The sequence below is a fragment of the Pseudoroseomonas sp. WGS1072 genome (assembly GCF_049340465.1).
Taxonomy (GTDB): domain Bacteria; phylum Pseudomonadota; class Alphaproteobacteria; order Acetobacterales; family Acetobacteraceae; genus Pseudoroseomonas.
The window spans coordinates 327,897-343,784 of record NZ_JBMPSU010000002.1; the positions used below are offsets into that span (position 1 = coordinate 327,897).

Consider the following 15,888-nt stretch of genomic DNA (forward strand, 5'->3'; position numbering starts at 1 on the left):
CTCAGGGCCGCTCCCGCCCCAGGATCACGGTGCCGCTGGCCGAGAACATGCCCCCCACCCCGTGACAGACGGAGACCTTCACGTCCGGCACCTGGGCCGGCGCCTGCCCGCGCACCTGCCGCACGCTCTCCTGCAGGGCGAACATGCCGTACATGCCGGTATGGGTGTAGGAGAGGCCGCCGCCATTGGTGTTCATGGGCAGCCTGCCGCCGGGCGCGGTGTGGCGGGCCTCGATGAAGGCCCCCGCCTCCCCTCGCCCGACGAAGCCCAGATCCTCCAGCCCGTAGAGCGGCAGATGGGCGAAGGCGTCGTAGATCATCAGGTGGTCGACATCGGCGTGGCGGATGCCGGCGGCCTGGAAGGCGGTCGGCCCGGCGACGCGGAAGGCGCGGGAGGAGGTGAAGTCCTCCATCTGGCTGATCATGTTGGTCTCGACGCTCTCGCCCGTGCCGAGGAGATAGGCCGGCGGCTGGGGGAAATCGCGCGCGCGGTCGGCCGAGGTCAGGATCAGCGCGCCGCCGCCATCCGTCACCAGGCAGCATTGCAGCAGCCGGAAGGGATAGGCGATCATGCGGCTGTTCAGCACGTCATCCACGGTGATCGGCTCGCGCTGCGCCGCGCGCGGATTCCGCCCCGCCCATTCCCGCTGCACGACCGCGACCATGGCGAGCTGCTCATGCGTCACGCCATAGGTCTTCATGTAGCGGAGAACGGGAATGGGGAAGAGCGTCGGCGGGCCGAAGGGGCCATAGGGCGCCTCGAACTGGCCGTTCAGGCTCTGCGGCTCCGGCGGGCGCGGCGTGGCGTTGATGCGCGACTTGCCGCTCTCGCCATGGGTGATCAGCACCGTCCGGCAATAGCCGGCGGCGATGGCGGCGGCGGCGTGGCGGACATGCAGCATGAAGGAGCAGCCGCCGACGCTGGTGCCGTCCACCCATTTCGGCGTGATGCCGAGGTAGTGCGCGATCTGTTGCGTCATCATCGCGCCGGTGCAGGCCACGCCGTCGATGTCGGCGGGCTTCAGCCCGGCATCGGCCAGGGCGTTCAGCGCCGCATCGGCGTGCAGCATGATCTGCGACATCTCGGGCACAGCGCCGATGCGGGTGCTTTCCGCCGCGCCGACGATGGCGATGGAGCCCGGGGCGATGCTCATGCCCGCTCTCCCGCCGCGGGCCGGAACAGCGGCAGGCTGATCTCGTCGTCCATCGGGGTGAAGGCCACCTCCAGTTTCATGTCGAGCTGCAGCGCCTCGGGCGTCTGCGGGCAGTCGACGATATTGGTCATCATGCGCGGCCCTTCCTCCAGCTCCACCACGGCGATGGCATAGGGCGGCTCGAAGCCCGGCACCTTGCGGTGGTGGATGACGTAGCTGTGCAGGGTGGCGCGGCCGCTGGCGGCGAAGACCGCGACCTCGCGCGAGGCGCAGCCGGGGCAGAAGGGGCGCGGCGGGAAATAGACCTTCTCGCAGGCGGCGCAACGCTGCAGGCGCAGCTCGCCGGCGCGCGTGCCCTCCCAGAAGTGCTGCGTCTCGGGCGTGGGTTCTGGGCGCGGGCGGCCCGCTGGTAGGCTCATGCTGTGTCGTCTCCTCGGTGTGGGTTCAGGGCGCGGCGCGGTAGCGCTCCTTCAGGATGCGGCGCAGCAGCTTGCCGGTCTCGCTGCGGGGCAGCTCCTCAACGAAGTCCACCTGGCGCGGGCATTTCGGGCCGGCCAGCCGGTCGCGGCAGAAGGCGATGATCTGTTCCTCCAGCGCCGGCCCGGCCTCCACGCCGTTGGCCACGCGGATGATGGCGCGCACCGTCTCGCCGAACTCCGCGTGCGGCACGCCGATCACCGCCGCCTCGGCCACCGCCGGATGCTGCACCAGCACCTGCTCGATCTCCCAGGGATAGATGTTCACGCCGCCGGAAAGGACGAGATCGGCCCGCCGGTCGCTCAGATAGAGGAAGCCCTCCTCGTCGACGGAGCCCACATCGCCATAGGTGCCGCGCCCCTGCGCGTCATAGGCCGAGGCGGTCTTCTCCGGCGCGTTGTGGTAGCGGAAGCGCGGGGCGTCGGGGCTGAGCAGCGAGAACCAGATGCCGCCCACCTCGCCGGGCGGCAGCTCCCGCCCCTCCTCGTCCAGGATGTGCACCCGGCATTCCAGTGGCCGGCCGACCGAGCCCGGATGCGCCAGCCAGTCCCGGCTGTTGATGACGGTGCCGCCGATGCCCTCCGAGCCCGCGTAGTACTCGACCAGGATCGGGCCCCACCACGCGATCATCGCCTGCTTCACGTCGCGCGGGCAGGGCGCGGCGGCGTGGATGGCGACGCGATGGCTCGAGAGATCGTAGCGTTTCCGCGTCTCCTCCGGTAGGGCCAGGAGGCGGATGAACATGGTCGGCACCCACTGGCTATGGGTGACGCGGTGCCGCTCGATCAGCGCCAGGGCCTTCTCGGCATCGAACTTCCGCATCACCACGGCGGTGCCGCCCAGGTCGATGGCGCGCGTGGTGTAGCGATGCGGCGCCGCGTGATAGAGCGGCGCGGGCGAGAGATAGACGGTGTCCTGGTCGAAGCCGTAGCTGGCGAGCCAGCCGGGCGTCCAGTCGGGCGCGTCGCGCCGTTCCGGCGGCAGCAGGTCGCGGCGGATGCCCTTGGGCAGGCCGGTGGTGCCCGAGGAATAGAGGAACTCCCGCCCCACGGGGCGCTCCGGCAGCACCGCCGGCTCGGGATAGGCGAGGAGCGCCGCCTCCAGGCTCTCATAGCCCGCCAGCCCCGTGCCGGTCGCGTAGCGCGGCCGCTCGCCCAGGGCGCCTTCCGATTGCAGCGCCTGCGCCAGATCCGCCATGGCCGGGCTGGTGATGAACAGCTTCGCGTCGCTGTCCGCCAGCATATAGGCCACTTCCGGCACACGGAGATGGGTGCTGAGCGGGGTGTAGTAGAGGCCGGCGCGGCGCGCGGCGTAGGCCAGTTCCAGGAAGGCAGGGCCGTTCTCCAGCAGCAGGGCGATGCCGTCGCCCGGCTGCAGGCCGAGGCCGATCAGCCATTGCGCCATGCGATTGGCCCGCTGGTCCAACCCGGCGAAGCTCAGGGCGATGCCGTCATCCGGAAAGTATGCTGCCACCTTCTCGGGCTGCTGCCCGGCCCATCGCGCCAGATGCGCCATCCTCGGACCACTCCCCTGCCTCATGGACGTCGCGCGGCTGTCCTGCCGCTTGCGGCCAGCCTGAAGCATCCGGGGGGAAGCCGTCAACGTCCGCCCAGCAATCTTTCCGGTTCGCACAGCGAAATTGACACCGGACACAAGCCTATGCAGACTTCCTTCCCGGCGGCCCCGAAGAGGGCTTCGACAGGGACTGGCGGGAGCGAACAAGGACGATGACACTTTCAAATCTTGGACGGCGGCACCTGCTGGCCGGCTTCGCCGGTGGGCTGGCGGCGCCCGCCCTGCCGCGTCTGGCGAAGGCGGCCGACTATCCCGGCACCCAGCCGGTCAGCATCCTGGTGCCCTATGCGCCGGGCGGCGCGCCGGATGTGCTGGGGCAGGTGCTCACACAGGGCCTGCACCAGCGGCTCGGCGGCAATTTCGTGCTCGACCACAGGCCCGGCGCCTCGACCACCCTGGCCGCGCGCCTGGCGGCACGGGCCAAGCCGGACGGCCATACGCTGCTGATGGGCACGGTGGTCACCTTCACGACCGCGCCCTACGCCCTGCGCGATCCGGGCTTCGATGCGGTGAAGGACTTCGCCCACATCACGATGATCTCGGACACGCTTTTCCTGCTGGTGGCCAATCCCCGCTGGTCCAGCCTGGAGGAACTGCTGGCGGCGGCGCGGCAGCGGCCGGGGCAGCTGTCCTTCGCCACCTGGGGCGTGGGCACCACGGCGCATCTGATGATGGTGGACCTGATGGCGCGTACCGGCACGGAGCTGCTGCACGTGCCCTACAGCGGCTCGCCGCCCGCGCTGACCGACACCATCGCCGGCCGGGCCGACATAATGTTCTCCACCTTCGCCCCGGCGCGGCCGCATGTCGAGGCGGGCCGGCTGCGGGCGCTGGCCATCCCCTCGCCGCAGCGCAGCTCCGTCCTGCCGGATGTGCCGACCCTGGAGGAGCTGGGGCAGAAGGACTTCGTCAGCAGCGGCTGGTTCACCCTCTCGGCGCCGGCGGGCACGCCGCCCGCCATCTGCTCCAGCCTGGAGAAGGCGGCGGTGGAGGCCTTCGCCGCGCCTCAGGCTCGCGCACGGCTGGACAGCCTCGGTCTGGTGCCCGCCGCCCCGGGGCCGGAGGCGCTGATGAAGCGCCTGACCCGCGAGGCCGCGCTGAACCAGCGGCTGATCAAGGCCGCAGGGATCCAGCCCGAATGAGTGGCACGACCGCCCAGGCCGGCATCACCATCGCCCATCTCGCCCTTCTCGGCCTGCGGCGCCATCCGGAACGGCCGGCCTTCGTGCAGGATGGGCAGGTCTGGTCGCGCCGGCATGTGGCGGAAGGCATCCGCGCCATGGCGCGCGCCCTGCTGCGCCTCGGCCTGCGGCGGGGCGACGGCGTCTCGGCGCTGATGGCCAACCGGCCGGAGGTGTTCATGGTCCGCACCGCCGCGCAGCTCATCGGCTGCCGCTACACGGCGCTGAACCGGCTCGCTGGCCCGGCCGACCTCGCCCATATCCTGCGTGACGCCGAGATCCGCCTGCTGGTGCACGACCCGGCGGAGGCGGAGCGCGCCCATGCGGCGGCGGCGGAGGCGGGGTGCCCGCTGGTGCTGTCGCTCGGCGGCGGGGAGGGGCGGCAGCGCGACCTGCAGGCGGCGGCGGCGGAAGAGTCGGGCGATGATCTCGACCCCGTCGGCGACGACGAGGATCTCGGCCAGCTCAGCTATACCGGCGGCACCACGGGTCAGCCCAAGGGCGTGATGCTGCCGCACCGCGCCCTGGTGCAATGCGCCACGATGATGCTGGCCGAGTACGACTGGCCCGCCGTGCCGCGCATGTTGCTGGCCACGCCGCTGAGCCACGCGGCCGGCTCGCTGGTGATCCCGGTGCTGCTGCGCGGCGGCACCGTGCACGTGCTGGGCGGCTTCGAGCCGGAGCCCTATCTCCGCTGCATCGGAGAGCAGGGCATCAATTGCGGCTTCGGCGTGCCTACCATGATCCGCGCCCTGCTCGCCGAGCCCGGCCTCTCCCGCGCCCGGACGCACGGGCTGGAGACCTTCATCTACGGCGCCGCGCCCATCGCTCCCGCGACGCTGCTGGAGGCGATGGAGCGGATCGGCCCGGTCTTCATGCAGCTCTACGGCCAGACCGAGGCGCCCAACACGGTCTGCCTGCTGCGCCGGGCGGAGCACGATCCGGCGCGGCCGGCGCTGCTCTCCTCCTGCGGCCAGCCGATGGCCGGCGTCGATGTGCGGCTGCTGGGCGAGGACGGCACGCCTGTGCCGCGCGGCGAGCCGGGCGAGATCTGCGTGCGCGGCCGGCTGGTCATGCGCGGCTACTGGAAGCGGCCGGCGGAGACGGAGGAAACGCTGCGCGGCGGCTGGCTGCACACCGGCGACATCGCGCGCGAGGACGAGGGCGGGTATCTGCACATCGTCGACCGGCGCAAGGACATGATCATCTCGGGCGGCTTCAACGTCTATCCGCGCGAGGTGGAGGATGCGCTGGCCGCGCACCCGGACGTGGCGGCGGCGGCGGTGATCGGCGTGCCGGATGCGCGCTGGGGCGAACGGGTGCAGGCCTTCGTGGTGCCGCGCGAGGGCCGGCGGCCGGATGAGGCGGCGCTGGCCGAGCATGTGCGCGCCCTGAAGGGCCCGGTGCAGGCGCCCAAGTCCGTGGTGCTGGTCGATACCCTGCCCACCACGCCGATCGGCAAGATCGACAAGAAGGCGTTGCGTGCGGGCTTCTGGGGGGAAGGGACGCGCCAGGTACACTGACGCGCCGCCCGCAGCCGGCGGGGCTTCAGTCCATCTGCAGCCCCAGCCGCCGCACCATGGCGCTTTCCTCGGCGTAGAGCTGCCGCACGAAGCCCGTATAGGTGTCGCTGTCCATGTAGCGCAGCGACATGTCGAAGCGCTCCAGCATGGCGATGGAGCGCGGATCGTGCAGCGCCTCGCGGAAGGCGTCGTGCAGCAGCGCCACCCGGTCGGCCGGAATGCCGCGCGGACCGCCGATGCCGTAGGGCGAGTCCGAGACGATGTCGATGCCGAGGTCGCGCAGCGTCGGCGTCTCGGGGAAGCGCTTCGCCCGCTCGGCGCCCCAGGTGCAGAGCAGGCGCATCCGCCCCTCCAGCACCAGCGGCGCCCAGCTGCTGGAATCCGCCGCCAGATGCGTCTGCCCGGACATCGCCGCCTGGATGTTATCCGGCCCGCCGCGGAAGGGCACATGCACCCATTGCACCCCCGCCAGCTCGGCGATGCGCTCCATGGTGATGTGCGGCGAGCTGCCGACGCCCGGCGTGCCGTAGGTGACCCTGCCGGGGTTCTGCCGCGCGTAGTCGAGCAGCCCGGCCCAGTCCCGCCAGGGCGCGTCCGGCTTCGTCACCACGCCGAACAGGTAGCCGGTCAGGTGGATGACATAGGTAAAGTCCTTCAGCGGATCGAAGGTCGGGCGCTTCGTCATGGCGGGGTAGCGGAACAGGGTGATGGGCATCTGGCCCACCATCGTCCCGTCGCCCGGCGCCTCCTGCGCCATCATCTGCGCGCCCAGCGTGCCGCTGGCGCCCGGCTTGTTCTCGATCAGCACGGTGCGGCCGAGGCGCCGCGAGACCATCTCGGCCATCAGCCGGAAATGCGTGTCGGACGTGCCGCCGGCCAGCCAGGGCACGATGAAGCGGATGGGCCGCTCCGGCAGGGCGGCGCGGAGGGTGGCCGGGCGCGCCAGCAGGCCGCCGGCCGCCAGGGCCAGCGCGGCGCGCCGCCCTGGCGGCGGCAGCAAGGTCATGGCCGCCCGCCCGCTACGACCAGGGTCTGCCCCGTGACGTAGTTCGATTCCGGAATGCAGAAGAGATAGACCGAGCCGGCCGCCTCCTCCGGCCGGCCGCCGCGGCCGAGCGGGATGGTGGCCTCGGCGCTCTTCAGCGCCTCGGGCCGCACGCCCACCTTGATCTCGCGCCCCTCGATGTCGATCGTCGCGCCGGAATTGGCCACCGCCTCGGTCAGCCGTGTCATGATCAGGCCGAAGGCGACGGCGTTGACGTTGACCTTGTAGCGCCCCCATTCCTTGGCCATCGCCCGCGTCATGCCGGCGATGCCGGCCTTGGCGGCGGAGTAGTTGGCCTGCCCCGCATTGCCGAAGACGCCGGAGGTGGAGGAGATGTTCACTACCTTGCGGAACACCTCGCGCCCCTCGGCCGCCTCGGCCTTCGCCGCCTCGCGGATGAAGCCGGAGGCGGCGCGCAGGATGCGGAAGGGCGCCGTCATGTGCACGTCGATGATGGCGTACCACTGCTCGTCCGTCATCTTCTGGATGACGTTGTCCCAGGTGTAGCCGGCATTGTTGACGATGATGTCGATGCCGCCGAAGCTGTCCAGCGCGGTGCGGACGATGCGCTCTCCGAAATCGGCCTCCGTCACGCTGCCGTTGCAGGCCACCGCCTCGCCGCCCAGCGCGCGGATCGCGGCCAGTGTCTCCTCCGCCGGCTCGGCATCGAGGTCGTTGATCACCAGCCGCGCGCCTTCGGAAGCGAGCTTCAGCGCGATCTCCCGTCCGATGCCCCGGCCCGATCCGGTCACCAGCGCCACCTTGCCGTCGAGCTTACCCTGTGCGGCCATGCCGTCTCCCTTTCCCTTTGTCGCGCGCCTCACAGCGTGCGCGCGATGATTTCCTTCATGATCTCGGAACTGCCGCCGTAGATCCGCGCCACGCGGGCATCGGCCCAGGCGCGGCCGATGGCGTAGTCGCTGGTGAAGCCGTAGCCGCCATGCACCTGCAGGAATTCGTCGAGCAGGCGGTTCTGCATCTCGGAGGCCATCAGCTTGGCGTTCGCCGCCAGCTCGACCGAGAGCCCGCCCTGGAGATGCAGCCCCAGGCAGTGATCGACGAAGACGCGCAGCATGGTGGCCTGGGCCTTGGCGTCGGCCAGGCGGAAGCGGGTGTTCTGGAAATCGAACACGGTGCCGCCGAAGGCCTCGCGCTGCTTCGCGTAATCCACCGTCTCGGCCAGCATCGCCTCGATCGAGGCGGCGGAGCGGACGGCGATGATCAGCCGTTCCTGCGGCAGGTTGTGGATCAGGTAGCGGAAGCCCTGCCCTTCCTCGCCGAGCCGGTTCTCCACCGGCACGCGCACCTCGTCGAAGAACAGCTCCGAGGTGTCCTGCGCGTGCAGGCCGATCTTCTCGAGATTGCGGCCCTTGGAGAAGCCCGGCGTGCCCTCCTCGACGCAGATCAGGCTGATGCCCTTGCGGCCCGCGGCGGGATCGGTCTTGGCGACGACGATGACGAGGCCGCCATTCTGCCCGTTGGTGATGAAGGTCTTCTGGCCGCTGATGACGTAATGCTCGCCCTCGCGCCGCGCCGTGGTGCGCACGGCCTTGAGGTCGCTGCCCATGCCCGGCTCGGTCATGGCGATGGCGCCGATCAGCTCGCCGCGCGCCATGCGCGGCAGCCAGTCGCGCCTGCGCGCCTCGGTCGCGTAGGCCAGCAGATAGGGCGCGACGATATCGGAATGCAGCGGGAAGCCGACGCCGCTGGCATTGGTGCGGGCGATCTCCTCGATCAGCACGGCGGAGTAGCCGAAATCGGCGCCCGCCCCGCCGAACTCCTCCGGCATGCCCGGACAGAGCAGGCCCTGGGCGCCGGCCTGGCGCCAGACCTCGCGCGGCACCTGGCCGTCGCGCTCCCATTGCCGGTGGTGGGGTACGATCTCCTTCTCGAAGAAACGGCGCACCTGGTCGCGGAACAGCTCGTGCTCGGCGCTCAGCACCGTGCGGCCGCCCGCGGCGGCCCCTGCTGGCATGTCCATCTCGGGCCTCCCTGAATGTTCAGGGGAGACTAGGCACGGGAAGATGTCTTGCCTAGCGGAATAATGGTCCGCTGGTTGACTTACTGCCCACCTGCCGGTGCTGCCGCATCGTCTGCCGCGCCAGCACCTGGAAGCGCTGCGCCAGCGGCGGCATCCCCGAGCGGCGAACCGCCATGGCGATGCCGATGACCGGCGCCGCCGCCTCCGCCAGCGGCCGGAAGCGCGCGCGCCCGGCATGGGTGCGCGCGCTGACGCCGGGGACCAGCGCCACGCCCAGCCCGCTCTCGACCAGGCTGATCACCGTCTGCGCCTGCACCGCCTCCTGCCGCAGCCGGGGCTGGAAGCCGGCCTGCTGGCAGGCCAGGGCGACCACGGCGGAGAGGCCCGGCACCGCCACGGCGTCGAAGGTGACGAAGGGCTCGTCGCGCAGGGCGGCGAGCGGCAGGGGGCCCCGCGCCGCTCCCAGGGCGTGGCCCGGCGGCAGCGCCGCGACCAGCGCGTCGGGCTCCAGCAGCTCCACCGCGAGCTCCGGCACCGGGCGCAGCAGCGGGTAGCGCAGCAGGCCAAGGTCCATCTCCCCTGCCGCCACGCCGTCCAGGATGGCGGCCGTGGTGGATTCGCGCAGGGTGAGTTCGACCGCCGGCAGGAGACCGCGGAAGGGCGGCACGAGGCGGGGCAGCAGGCGCGGCGTGGCCGAGCCGATGAAGCCGATCCGCAGCAGGCCGCGCTCCCCCGCCTGAACGCCCTGCGCCACCAGGGCGACCTGCTCGGCATGGCGCAGCGCCAGCCGCGCCTCCTCCAGCGCCGCCAGGCCGGCTCCGGTCAGCCGCACGCCGCCGGCACCGCGGGTGAACAGAGCGGCGCCCAGCTCCTCCTCCAGGCGGCGGATGGAGACGGACAGGGGCGGCTGCGACATGTTCAGCCGCTCGGCGGCGCGGTGGAAGTTCAGGGTCTCGGCCAGGGTGACGAACTGGCGCAGCTGCCGCAATTCCATCCGATATCCAATTCGTATCGCCCCGGACGAAAAGGATATTGGACCTGCGCGGCGGGCTGGGCCAGCCTGCTCGGCAGGGAAGGAAACATCGCGTGCCGGGGCGCCATCCCGAGGGCGTCACCCCGCCGCGCATCCAGGACCGGAGAAGGAAACCGCCCCATGCCGAGCCCCGCCCCGCCGAGCCCCGAGCCGCACGCCGCCGATTCCAGCCTGCCGGTCCTCGGCCAGGGATTCTACTGGCAGGATCTCTCCGTCGGGCAGCGCTTCCGCACCTTCCGCCGCACCGTCACCGAGGCCGACCTGGTCTCCTTCATCGGCGTCACCGGAATGCTGGAGGCGATCTTCATCGACGCGCATTTCGATGGCGCCATGGCCGGCCGGCCCGTGCCGGGGGCGCTGACCTATTCGCTGGTCGAGGGCATGCTGTTCCAGACCATGGTGCAGGGCACCGGCCTCGCCATGCTGGAGGTGCAGCAACGCGCCCTGGCGCCCGTCATCGTCGGCGACACCATCCACGCGGTGGTCGAGGTGACGGAGCTGCGCCCGACCTCCAAGGGCAACCGCGCCGTGCTGGGCTCGGCCATCACCGTGCTGAACCAGCGCGACCAGGCGGTGATGACCTACACGGTCAAGCGTCTGCTGGCCGGCCGGCCCGAGCCGGCGGGGCGATGAGCATGATGCGGCGCCGGTCCCTCCTGGCCCCCGTGGCCCTCGCCCTGGTGGGGCCGCCGGCCGCTCGCCCCGCCCGGGCGCAATCCTCCGGGCACGCCCCCTGGCCCCAGCGGCCGATCCGCGTGACCATCGCCTTTCCGCCCGGCGGGCCGACCGATCTCGTCGCCCGCGTGCTCGGCGAGCACATGGCGCGCACGCTCGGCCAGCCGCTGGTGGTGGAGAACCGTCCGGGGGCCAACGGCAATATCGGCGCCGAGCAGGTGGCGCGGGCCGAGCCGGACGGCCACTCGGTGCTCTACAACACCTCCTCCATCGTGCTCAGCACGGCGCTTTACGACAAGCCCGGCTTCGCCCTGTCGGACTTCGCGCCGGTGGTGCTGACCGCCTCGGTGCCCCTGGTGCTGGCGGTCAATCCGGCCCTGCCGGCGGAGGATCTGGCCGGCTTTGTCGCCCTGCTGCGCGCCAGTCCGGGGCGCTTCGCCTATGGCTCCTCGGGCAACGGCAATGTCACGCATCTGGCGAACTTCCGCATCCTGCGCGCCGCCGGCCTGCAGGCGACGCATGTGCCCTATCGCGGCAGCGCCCCGGCCCTGACCGACGCGGCGGGCGGCCAGGTGCAGTTCGTCACCGACACGCTGAACTCCGCCCTGCCGCTGATCCGCGACGGCAGGCTGCGCGCCCTGGCGGTGACCAGCCCGCGCCGCGTGCCGCTGCTGCCCGAGGTGCCGACGCTGGCCGAGGCCGGCATGCCCGGCCTGGAATCGGGCGCCTGGCAGGGCCTGCTGGTGCCGGCGCGCACGCCCGCCCCGGTGGTCGCGCGGCTGAACGAGGCCGCCAACCTCGCCCTCGCCGATGCCACGGTGCGCGAGCGCCTGGCCATCCAGGGCGCCGAGATCCTCGGCGGCACGCCCGAGGCCTACGGCGCCTGGATCCGCGAGGAATCCGCGCGCTGGGGGCAGGTCATCGCCGAGAGCGGCGTGAAGCTGGATTGAACCGATGCTGAACTTCCCCGACCTCGCCACCCTGCCGCCGGAGGCCGAGGCCTTCCGCCGGGAGGTGCGCGACTTCCTGGCCACTCATCTCCCGCCCCTGCCGGCGGATCGCCGTGCCCGCTCCTGGATGGGCTTCGACGCCGGGTTCAGCCGCGCCCTCGCTCGCCAGGGCTGGGTCGGGCTGACCCTGCCGCGCCATTACGGCGGGGCCGAGCGCGGCGCCTTCGCGCGTTTCGTCCTGGTCGAGGAGATGCTGGCCGCCGGCGCCCCCGTCGCCGCGCACTGGATCGCCGACCGCCAGAGCGGCCCGCTGATCCTGCGCTACGGCAGCGCGGCGCAGAAGGACTTCCACCTGCCGCGCATCTGCCGGGCGGAATCCTTCTTCTGCATCGGCATGAGCGAGCCCGACACCGGCTCCGACCTCGCCAGCGTGCGCAGCCGCGCCGAGCGGGAGGGAGAGGGCTGGCGCCTGAACGGCAGCAAGGTCTGGACGACCTATGCCCACCACGCGCACTTCATGATCGCCCTGGTGCGCACCGCCGGCACGCCGGCCGACCGGCACAAGGGCCTGTCGCAGTTCATCGTCGATCTCTCCCTGCCGGGCGTCCGCATCAGCCCGATCCGTGACCTGGCCGGCGACGCGCATTTCAGCGAGGTGGTGTTCGACGACGTCGCCCTCGGCCCCGAGGCGCTGATCGGCACCGAGGGCGAGGGGTGGGCGCAGGTCAATGCCGAGCTGGCCTTCGAGCGCAGCGGGCCGGAGCGCATCCTCTCCTCCATCGTGCTGCTGGACCGCTGGATCGCCTGGCTGCGCGAGACCGGCGAGAGCCGCCACGCGGCGCTGCTGGGCCGGCTGATGGCCGAGCTCGCCGTGCTGCGCGCCATGTCGATCGCCGTCACGGCGCGGCTGGCGGCGGGGGCGAGCCCGGTGACGGAGGCGGCGCTGGTGAAGGATCTCGGCACCGGCTTCGAGCAATCCATCCCGACCCTGCTGACCGAGGCCATCGCCGCCGATCCGGCCGCCGCCCCGCCCGACGAGCTGCTCCGCGCCCTGGCCTATGTCGCCGGCATGGCGCCGTCCTTCTCGTTGCGCGGCGGCACGCGCGAGATCCTGCGCGGCATGGTGGCGCGCGGCCTGGGCCTGCGCTGAGGCCCGCGCCGAGAAAGGACGAGGATCATGGACAGCCTGCTCACCGACGCCGCCGCCGACCTGCTCGACCACGCCTGCCCCCCCGCCCTGCTGCGCGCGCTGCTCGACCCCGCCGCGGCGCCGCCGGAACCCTGGCAGCGGATCGTCGATTCCGGCTTCCTCGATGCCCTGCTGCCGGAGGCCGAGGGCGGCGCGGGGCTGGATCTGGCCGGCATCCTGCCCTTGCTGCTGGCCTGCGGGGGCCATGCCATGCCGCTGCCGGTCGGGGCGACCATCCTGGCCCGCGCCGCCTTCGCCCGCCAGGGGCTGACGCCGCCCGAGGGCGCCATCGCTCTGGCCTCTCCCCTGGCCTCTCCCCTGGCCTCTCCCCTGGTCTCTCCCCTGGCCCAGCCCCTAGCGGCGCCGTCACCGGCGGCGCTGCTTCCCGCCCCGCACCTGGCGGCGCAGGTCCTGCTGTGCGGCACGGAAGGGGGCGCGCTGCTGCTGCCCGCCGCGGCGGCGCGGGTCACGCCCCTGGGCGGCGGGCTGTCCCGGCTGGACTGGGACGGCGCCGTCGCCGGGCGGCGGCTCGAGGATGGCGCCGACTGGCGGGTGGCGGGTGCCTTCCTCGAAGCGGTGGAGATGGCCGGGGCGCTGCGCCGGGTGCTCGAGGACACGCTGCGCTATGCGGGTGAGCGCCGCCAGTTCGGCCGGGCGATCGGGGCCTTCCAGGCCATCCAGCAGCAGCTCTCGGTCCTGGCCGAGGAATCCGCCGCCGGCCTGATCGCCGCCCAGCTGGCGGCAACCGGTCCCTGGCCGGACCCCCTGCGGACCGCGGCGGCCAAGATCCGCCTCGGCCAGGCGGCGGCCCGGGCCATGGCGATCGCCCATGCCGTGCACGGCGCCATGGGCATCACCGAGGAGCACGACCTGCACCTCTTCACCCTGCGCCTGCAGCGGGGGCGGGCGGCCTTCGGCGGCGAGGCGTTCTGGAGCGAGCGCCTGGGCCGGGCGGCCCTGCGCGAGACCGGCGACAGCCTCGGCTTCGTGCGCCGCTGTCTCGACCCCGTCGCGTGATGGGTCAGAAGCTCAGCAGCGGCGCCACCATGCGCGACAGATGGGCGATGCGCGGGCCGAGCTCCTCCTCCAGCCGCCGGCGATCCAGCAGGTAGCCGGGGGCGCCGATGTTCATCGCCATGACGGTGGTTCCGTCCAGCGAGACCAGCGGCGCCCCGGCGGAGCGGACATCCGGCTGCCACTCGCCATCGACGATGCAGAAGCCGCGGGCCTTCACCTCGGCGATGCCGTCCAGCACGCGCGGCCGCAGCTCCACCCACGCCTCGCCGTAGCGTCTGGCCATCCGGTCCAGCAGGAAATCGCGCTCGGTCTCGCCGAGGGCGGCGAGAAAGGCCCGTCCCAGCGCGCTGCGCGCCATCTCGACACGGCTGCCGATGCCGAGCCGCAGCGTGGCGAGGGCGCTGGAGGGCGTGTTCTCGACATAGATCATCGACAGCCGGTCGCGGCTGGCCAGGCCGACCGCCGTGCCCGTCTCCTGCGCCAGCTGGCGCATATGGTCGTGCGCCGCCTGCCGCACGCGCAGATTGGCCAGCACCGGATAGCCGAGCGCCAGCAGCGCCGGCGCCGGCTCGTAGCGCCCCTGCTTGTGCAGCACGCGCAGGTAGCCCAGTTCGGCCAGGGTGTAGGTCAGGCGGGAGACGGTGGGCTTGGGCAGGCCGGTCAGCGCGGCGATCTCGCCCACGCCGAGCGGGCCCCGTCCGGGGGCGAAGGCGCGCAGCACCTCGAGCCCCCGCGCCAGGGCCCAGACGAAGCGCCGGTCGCTGGCATAGTCGGAGCCGACATCCTCCTCGTCATAGACCAGGCGGACCGCGGAACGGGAGGCGGCCGAACCTGCCTGGGACTTGCTCGACATCGCGTGCTCCACCTCTCTCTGCATTGGCTCTGCGCTGGCCAAGGGATCAGGCGGCCCTGTCTAGCATGGGCCCGGCCTCACGCCATGCCATCCTGTTCTCCGCAGTGTGATGCCGATGTTCCGCTTGGCAAGACAAATCCCCGTCCCTAGGCTACCCCTCAGTCGGCGCGGGCAACGCGCCGGGACAGCAGGCCAACGTGCCGGAGGGGGAGGAGACGTGCCCATGGCGGATCAACCGTGCCGGGACTTCCGGTCAGGACCAGGCCGGCGCCGCCTGCTGGGCGGCGGCCTCGCCGGCGGCCTGGCGGCGCTGGCCATGCCGCGCATCGGCCGCGCCGAGGCGGGCTTCCCGCGCCGCCCCGTCTCGATCATCGTTCCCTTCACGCCGGGCGGCAGCACGGACCAGCAGATGCGTGCCCTGGCCGAGGCCGCCACGCGCCGGCTGGGCCAGACGGTGCTGGTCGAGAACCGGCCGGGCGGCGGCGGCACGCTGGGCGCGGCGGCGGTCGCCAAGGCGAAGCCCGATGGCTACACCCTGACCCAGATGATCACCCCCGCCATGCGGCTGCCCTTCCTGCAGCCCATGTCCTACGACGTGCTGCGCGACTTCACGCCGGTCATTCATCTCACCGGATACTTCTTCGGCCTCGCCGTGCGGGCCGACAGCCCCTGGAAGACCTGGCAGGACTTCGTCGCCGATGCGCGGCGCCGGCCGGGTCAGGTCAGCGTCGCCAACAGCGGCGCCATCGGCTCGCTGCATCTCGGCATGCTGGAGCTCGGCCTGCGCGAGAGCGTCCAGTTCAACCATGTCCCCTTCCGGGGCGAGGCCGAGACCATCTCGGCCCTGCTGGGCGGTCATGTCGATGCGGTGGCCAACAGCGCCGTGCTGGGCCAGCTCGTGGATGATGGCCGCGCGCGCTGGCTGAACATCTGGACGGCCCAGCGCTCGCGCCGCTGGCCGGAGGCGCCGACCCTGCAGGAGCTGGGCTATGAGGGGCTGGTCATCACCTCGCCCTATGGGCTCTGCGGCCCGGCGGGCCTGGAGCCGGCGGTGGTGGAGCGGCTGCATCTGGCCTTTCGCGACGCCATGCAGGACCCCGCCCATGTCGCCGCCCTCGAACGCGCCGACATGGTGGCGGACTACAGGGGGCCGGACGACTATGCCGCCTTCCTGCGCCGGAGCGTGGCGCGGGAACGCGACCTGCTGCTCCGCCTGAACCTGATCCAGGGCTGAGG

15 protein-coding genes are annotated in these 15,888 nt (G+C 72.2%); 7 read left to right on the forward strand and 8 right to left on the reverse strand.

Annotated elements, in window-relative coordinates; genetic code table 11:
• Position 1: 1 nt before the first annotated feature.
• From ACF3NH_RS19590 to ACF3NH_RS19600, 3 genes are read right to left on the reverse strand one after another with little or no spacing between them, the layout of a single operon-like run.
• Complete coding sequence (locus ACF3NH_RS19590; RefSeq protein ID WP_198366667.1) at positions 2 to 1,153, reverse strand: acetyl-CoA acetyltransferase; 1,152 nt, start codon at positions 1,151 to 1,153, stop codon at positions 2 to 4.
• Positions 1,150 to 1,572: a Zn-ribbon domain-containing OB-fold protein gene (locus ACF3NH_RS19595; protein WP_422925271.1), complete on the reverse strand. Its 423-nt coding sequence runs from the start codon at positions 1,570 to 1,572 to the stop codon at positions 1,150 to 1,152. Before ACF3NH_RS19595 ends, ACF3NH_RS19590 begins: the two co-directional genes overlap by 4 nt.
• A gap of 25 nt (positions 1,573 to 1,597) precedes the next feature.
• Positions 1,598 to 3,145, reverse strand: a complete 1,548-nt coding sequence (locus ACF3NH_RS19600) for an acyl-CoA synthetase (protein ID WP_422925273.1) — start codon at positions 3,143 to 3,145, stop codon at positions 1,598 to 1,600.
• Positions 3,146 to 3,357: 212 nt separating this feature from the next.
• Here ACF3NH_RS19600 and ACF3NH_RS19605 point away from each other — a divergent pair, with 212 nt between their 5' ends.
• Positions 3,358 to 4,347 (forward strand): Bug family tripartite tricarboxylate transporter substrate binding protein, encoded by a 990-nt coding sequence (locus tag ACF3NH_RS19605; RefSeq protein WP_422925275.1) that lies wholly within the window; start codon positions 3,358 to 3,360, stop codon positions 4,345 to 4,347.
• Positions 4,344 to 5,909, forward strand: a complete 1,566-nt coding sequence (locus ACF3NH_RS19610; protein WP_422925277.1) for an AMP-binding protein — start codon at positions 4,344 to 4,346, stop codon at positions 5,907 to 5,909. Before ACF3NH_RS19605 ends, ACF3NH_RS19610 begins: the two co-directional genes overlap by 4 nt.
• 25 nt (positions 5,910 to 5,934) lie before the next feature.
• Here the strand turns inward: ACF3NH_RS19610 and ACF3NH_RS19615 are convergent, their stop codons facing one another.
• Genes ACF3NH_RS19615 through ACF3NH_RS19630 form a run of 4 tightly spaced genes read right to left on the reverse strand, consistent with a single transcriptional unit; the run spans position 5,935 to position 9,929 of the window.
• Positions 5,935 to 6,915 carry a tripartite tricarboxylate transporter substrate binding protein gene (locus tag ACF3NH_RS19615; RefSeq protein ID WP_422925279.1) on the reverse strand — a complete coding sequence of 327 codons (981 nt, stop codon included), beginning with the start codon at positions 6,913 to 6,915 and terminating at the stop codon, positions 5,935 to 5,937.
• Entirely contained in the window at positions 6,912 to 7,745 is an 834-nt protein-coding gene (locus ACF3NH_RS19620) for an SDR family NAD(P)-dependent oxidoreductase (protein WP_422925281.1), read from the reverse strand. Before ACF3NH_RS19620 ends, ACF3NH_RS19615 begins: the two co-directional genes overlap by 4 nt.
• 29 nt (positions 7,746 to 7,774) lie before the next feature.
• The gene (locus ACF3NH_RS19625) at positions 7,775 to 8,935 is read right to left on the reverse strand and encodes an acyl-CoA dehydrogenase family protein (RefSeq protein WP_422925283.1); all 1,161 of its coding nucleotides are present in this window, start codon (positions 8,933 to 8,935) and stop codon (positions 7,775 to 7,777) included.
• A gap of 52 nt (positions 8,936 to 8,987) precedes the next feature.
• A complete protein-coding gene (locus ACF3NH_RS19630; RefSeq protein ID WP_198366673.1) occupies positions 8,988 to 9,929 on the reverse strand; it encodes a LysR family transcriptional regulator in 942 nt (313 codons plus the stop codon).
• 159 nt (positions 9,930 to 10,088) lie between these two features.
• On the opposite strand from ACF3NH_RS19630, the gene ACF3NH_RS19635 reads away from it, so the two are divergent.
• From ACF3NH_RS19635 to ACF3NH_RS19650, 4 genes are read left to right on the forward strand one after another with little or no spacing between them, the layout of a single operon-like run.
• A complete protein-coding gene (locus ACF3NH_RS19635; RefSeq protein WP_422925285.1) occupies positions 10,089 to 10,601 on the forward strand; it encodes a MaoC family dehydratase in 513 nt (170 codons plus the stop codon).
• Positions 10,602 to 10,603: 2 nt separating this feature from the next.
• A complete protein-coding gene (locus ACF3NH_RS19640) occupies positions 10,604 to 11,593 on the forward strand; it encodes a Bug family tripartite tricarboxylate transporter substrate binding protein (RefSeq protein ID WP_422925287.1) in 990 nt (329 codons plus the stop codon).
• Positions 11,594 to 11,597: 4 nt separating this feature from the next.
• Complete coding sequence (locus ACF3NH_RS19645; RefSeq protein ID WP_422925289.1) at positions 11,598 to 12,743, forward strand: acyl-CoA dehydrogenase family protein; 1,146 nt, start codon at positions 11,598 to 11,600, stop codon at positions 12,741 to 12,743.
• A 27-nt stretch (positions 12,744 to 12,770) separates the two neighbouring features.
• Positions 12,771 to 13,799, forward strand: a complete 1,029-nt coding sequence (locus tag ACF3NH_RS19650) for an acyl-CoA dehydrogenase family protein (protein WP_422925291.1) — start codon at positions 12,771 to 12,773, stop codon at positions 13,797 to 13,799.
• Between the two features lie 4 nt (positions 13,800 to 13,803).
• Here ACF3NH_RS19650 and ACF3NH_RS19655 read toward each other — a convergent pair whose 3' ends face one another.
• Positions 13,804 to 14,652: an IclR family transcriptional regulator gene (locus ACF3NH_RS19655; RefSeq protein ID WP_198366678.1), complete on the reverse strand. Its 849-nt coding sequence runs from the start codon at positions 14,650 to 14,652 to the stop codon at positions 13,804 to 13,806.
• Positions 14,653 to 14,875: 223 nt separating this feature from the next.
• Here ACF3NH_RS19655 and ACF3NH_RS19660 point away from each other — a divergent pair, with 223 nt between their 5' ends.
• Positions 14,876 to 15,886 carry a tripartite tricarboxylate transporter substrate binding protein gene (locus ACF3NH_RS19660; RefSeq protein ID WP_422925293.1) on the forward strand — a complete coding sequence of 337 codons (1,011 nt, stop codon included), beginning with the start codon at positions 14,876 to 14,878 and terminating at the stop codon, positions 15,884 to 15,886.
• The last annotated feature ends 2 nt before the right edge of the window (positions 15,887 to 15,888 follow it).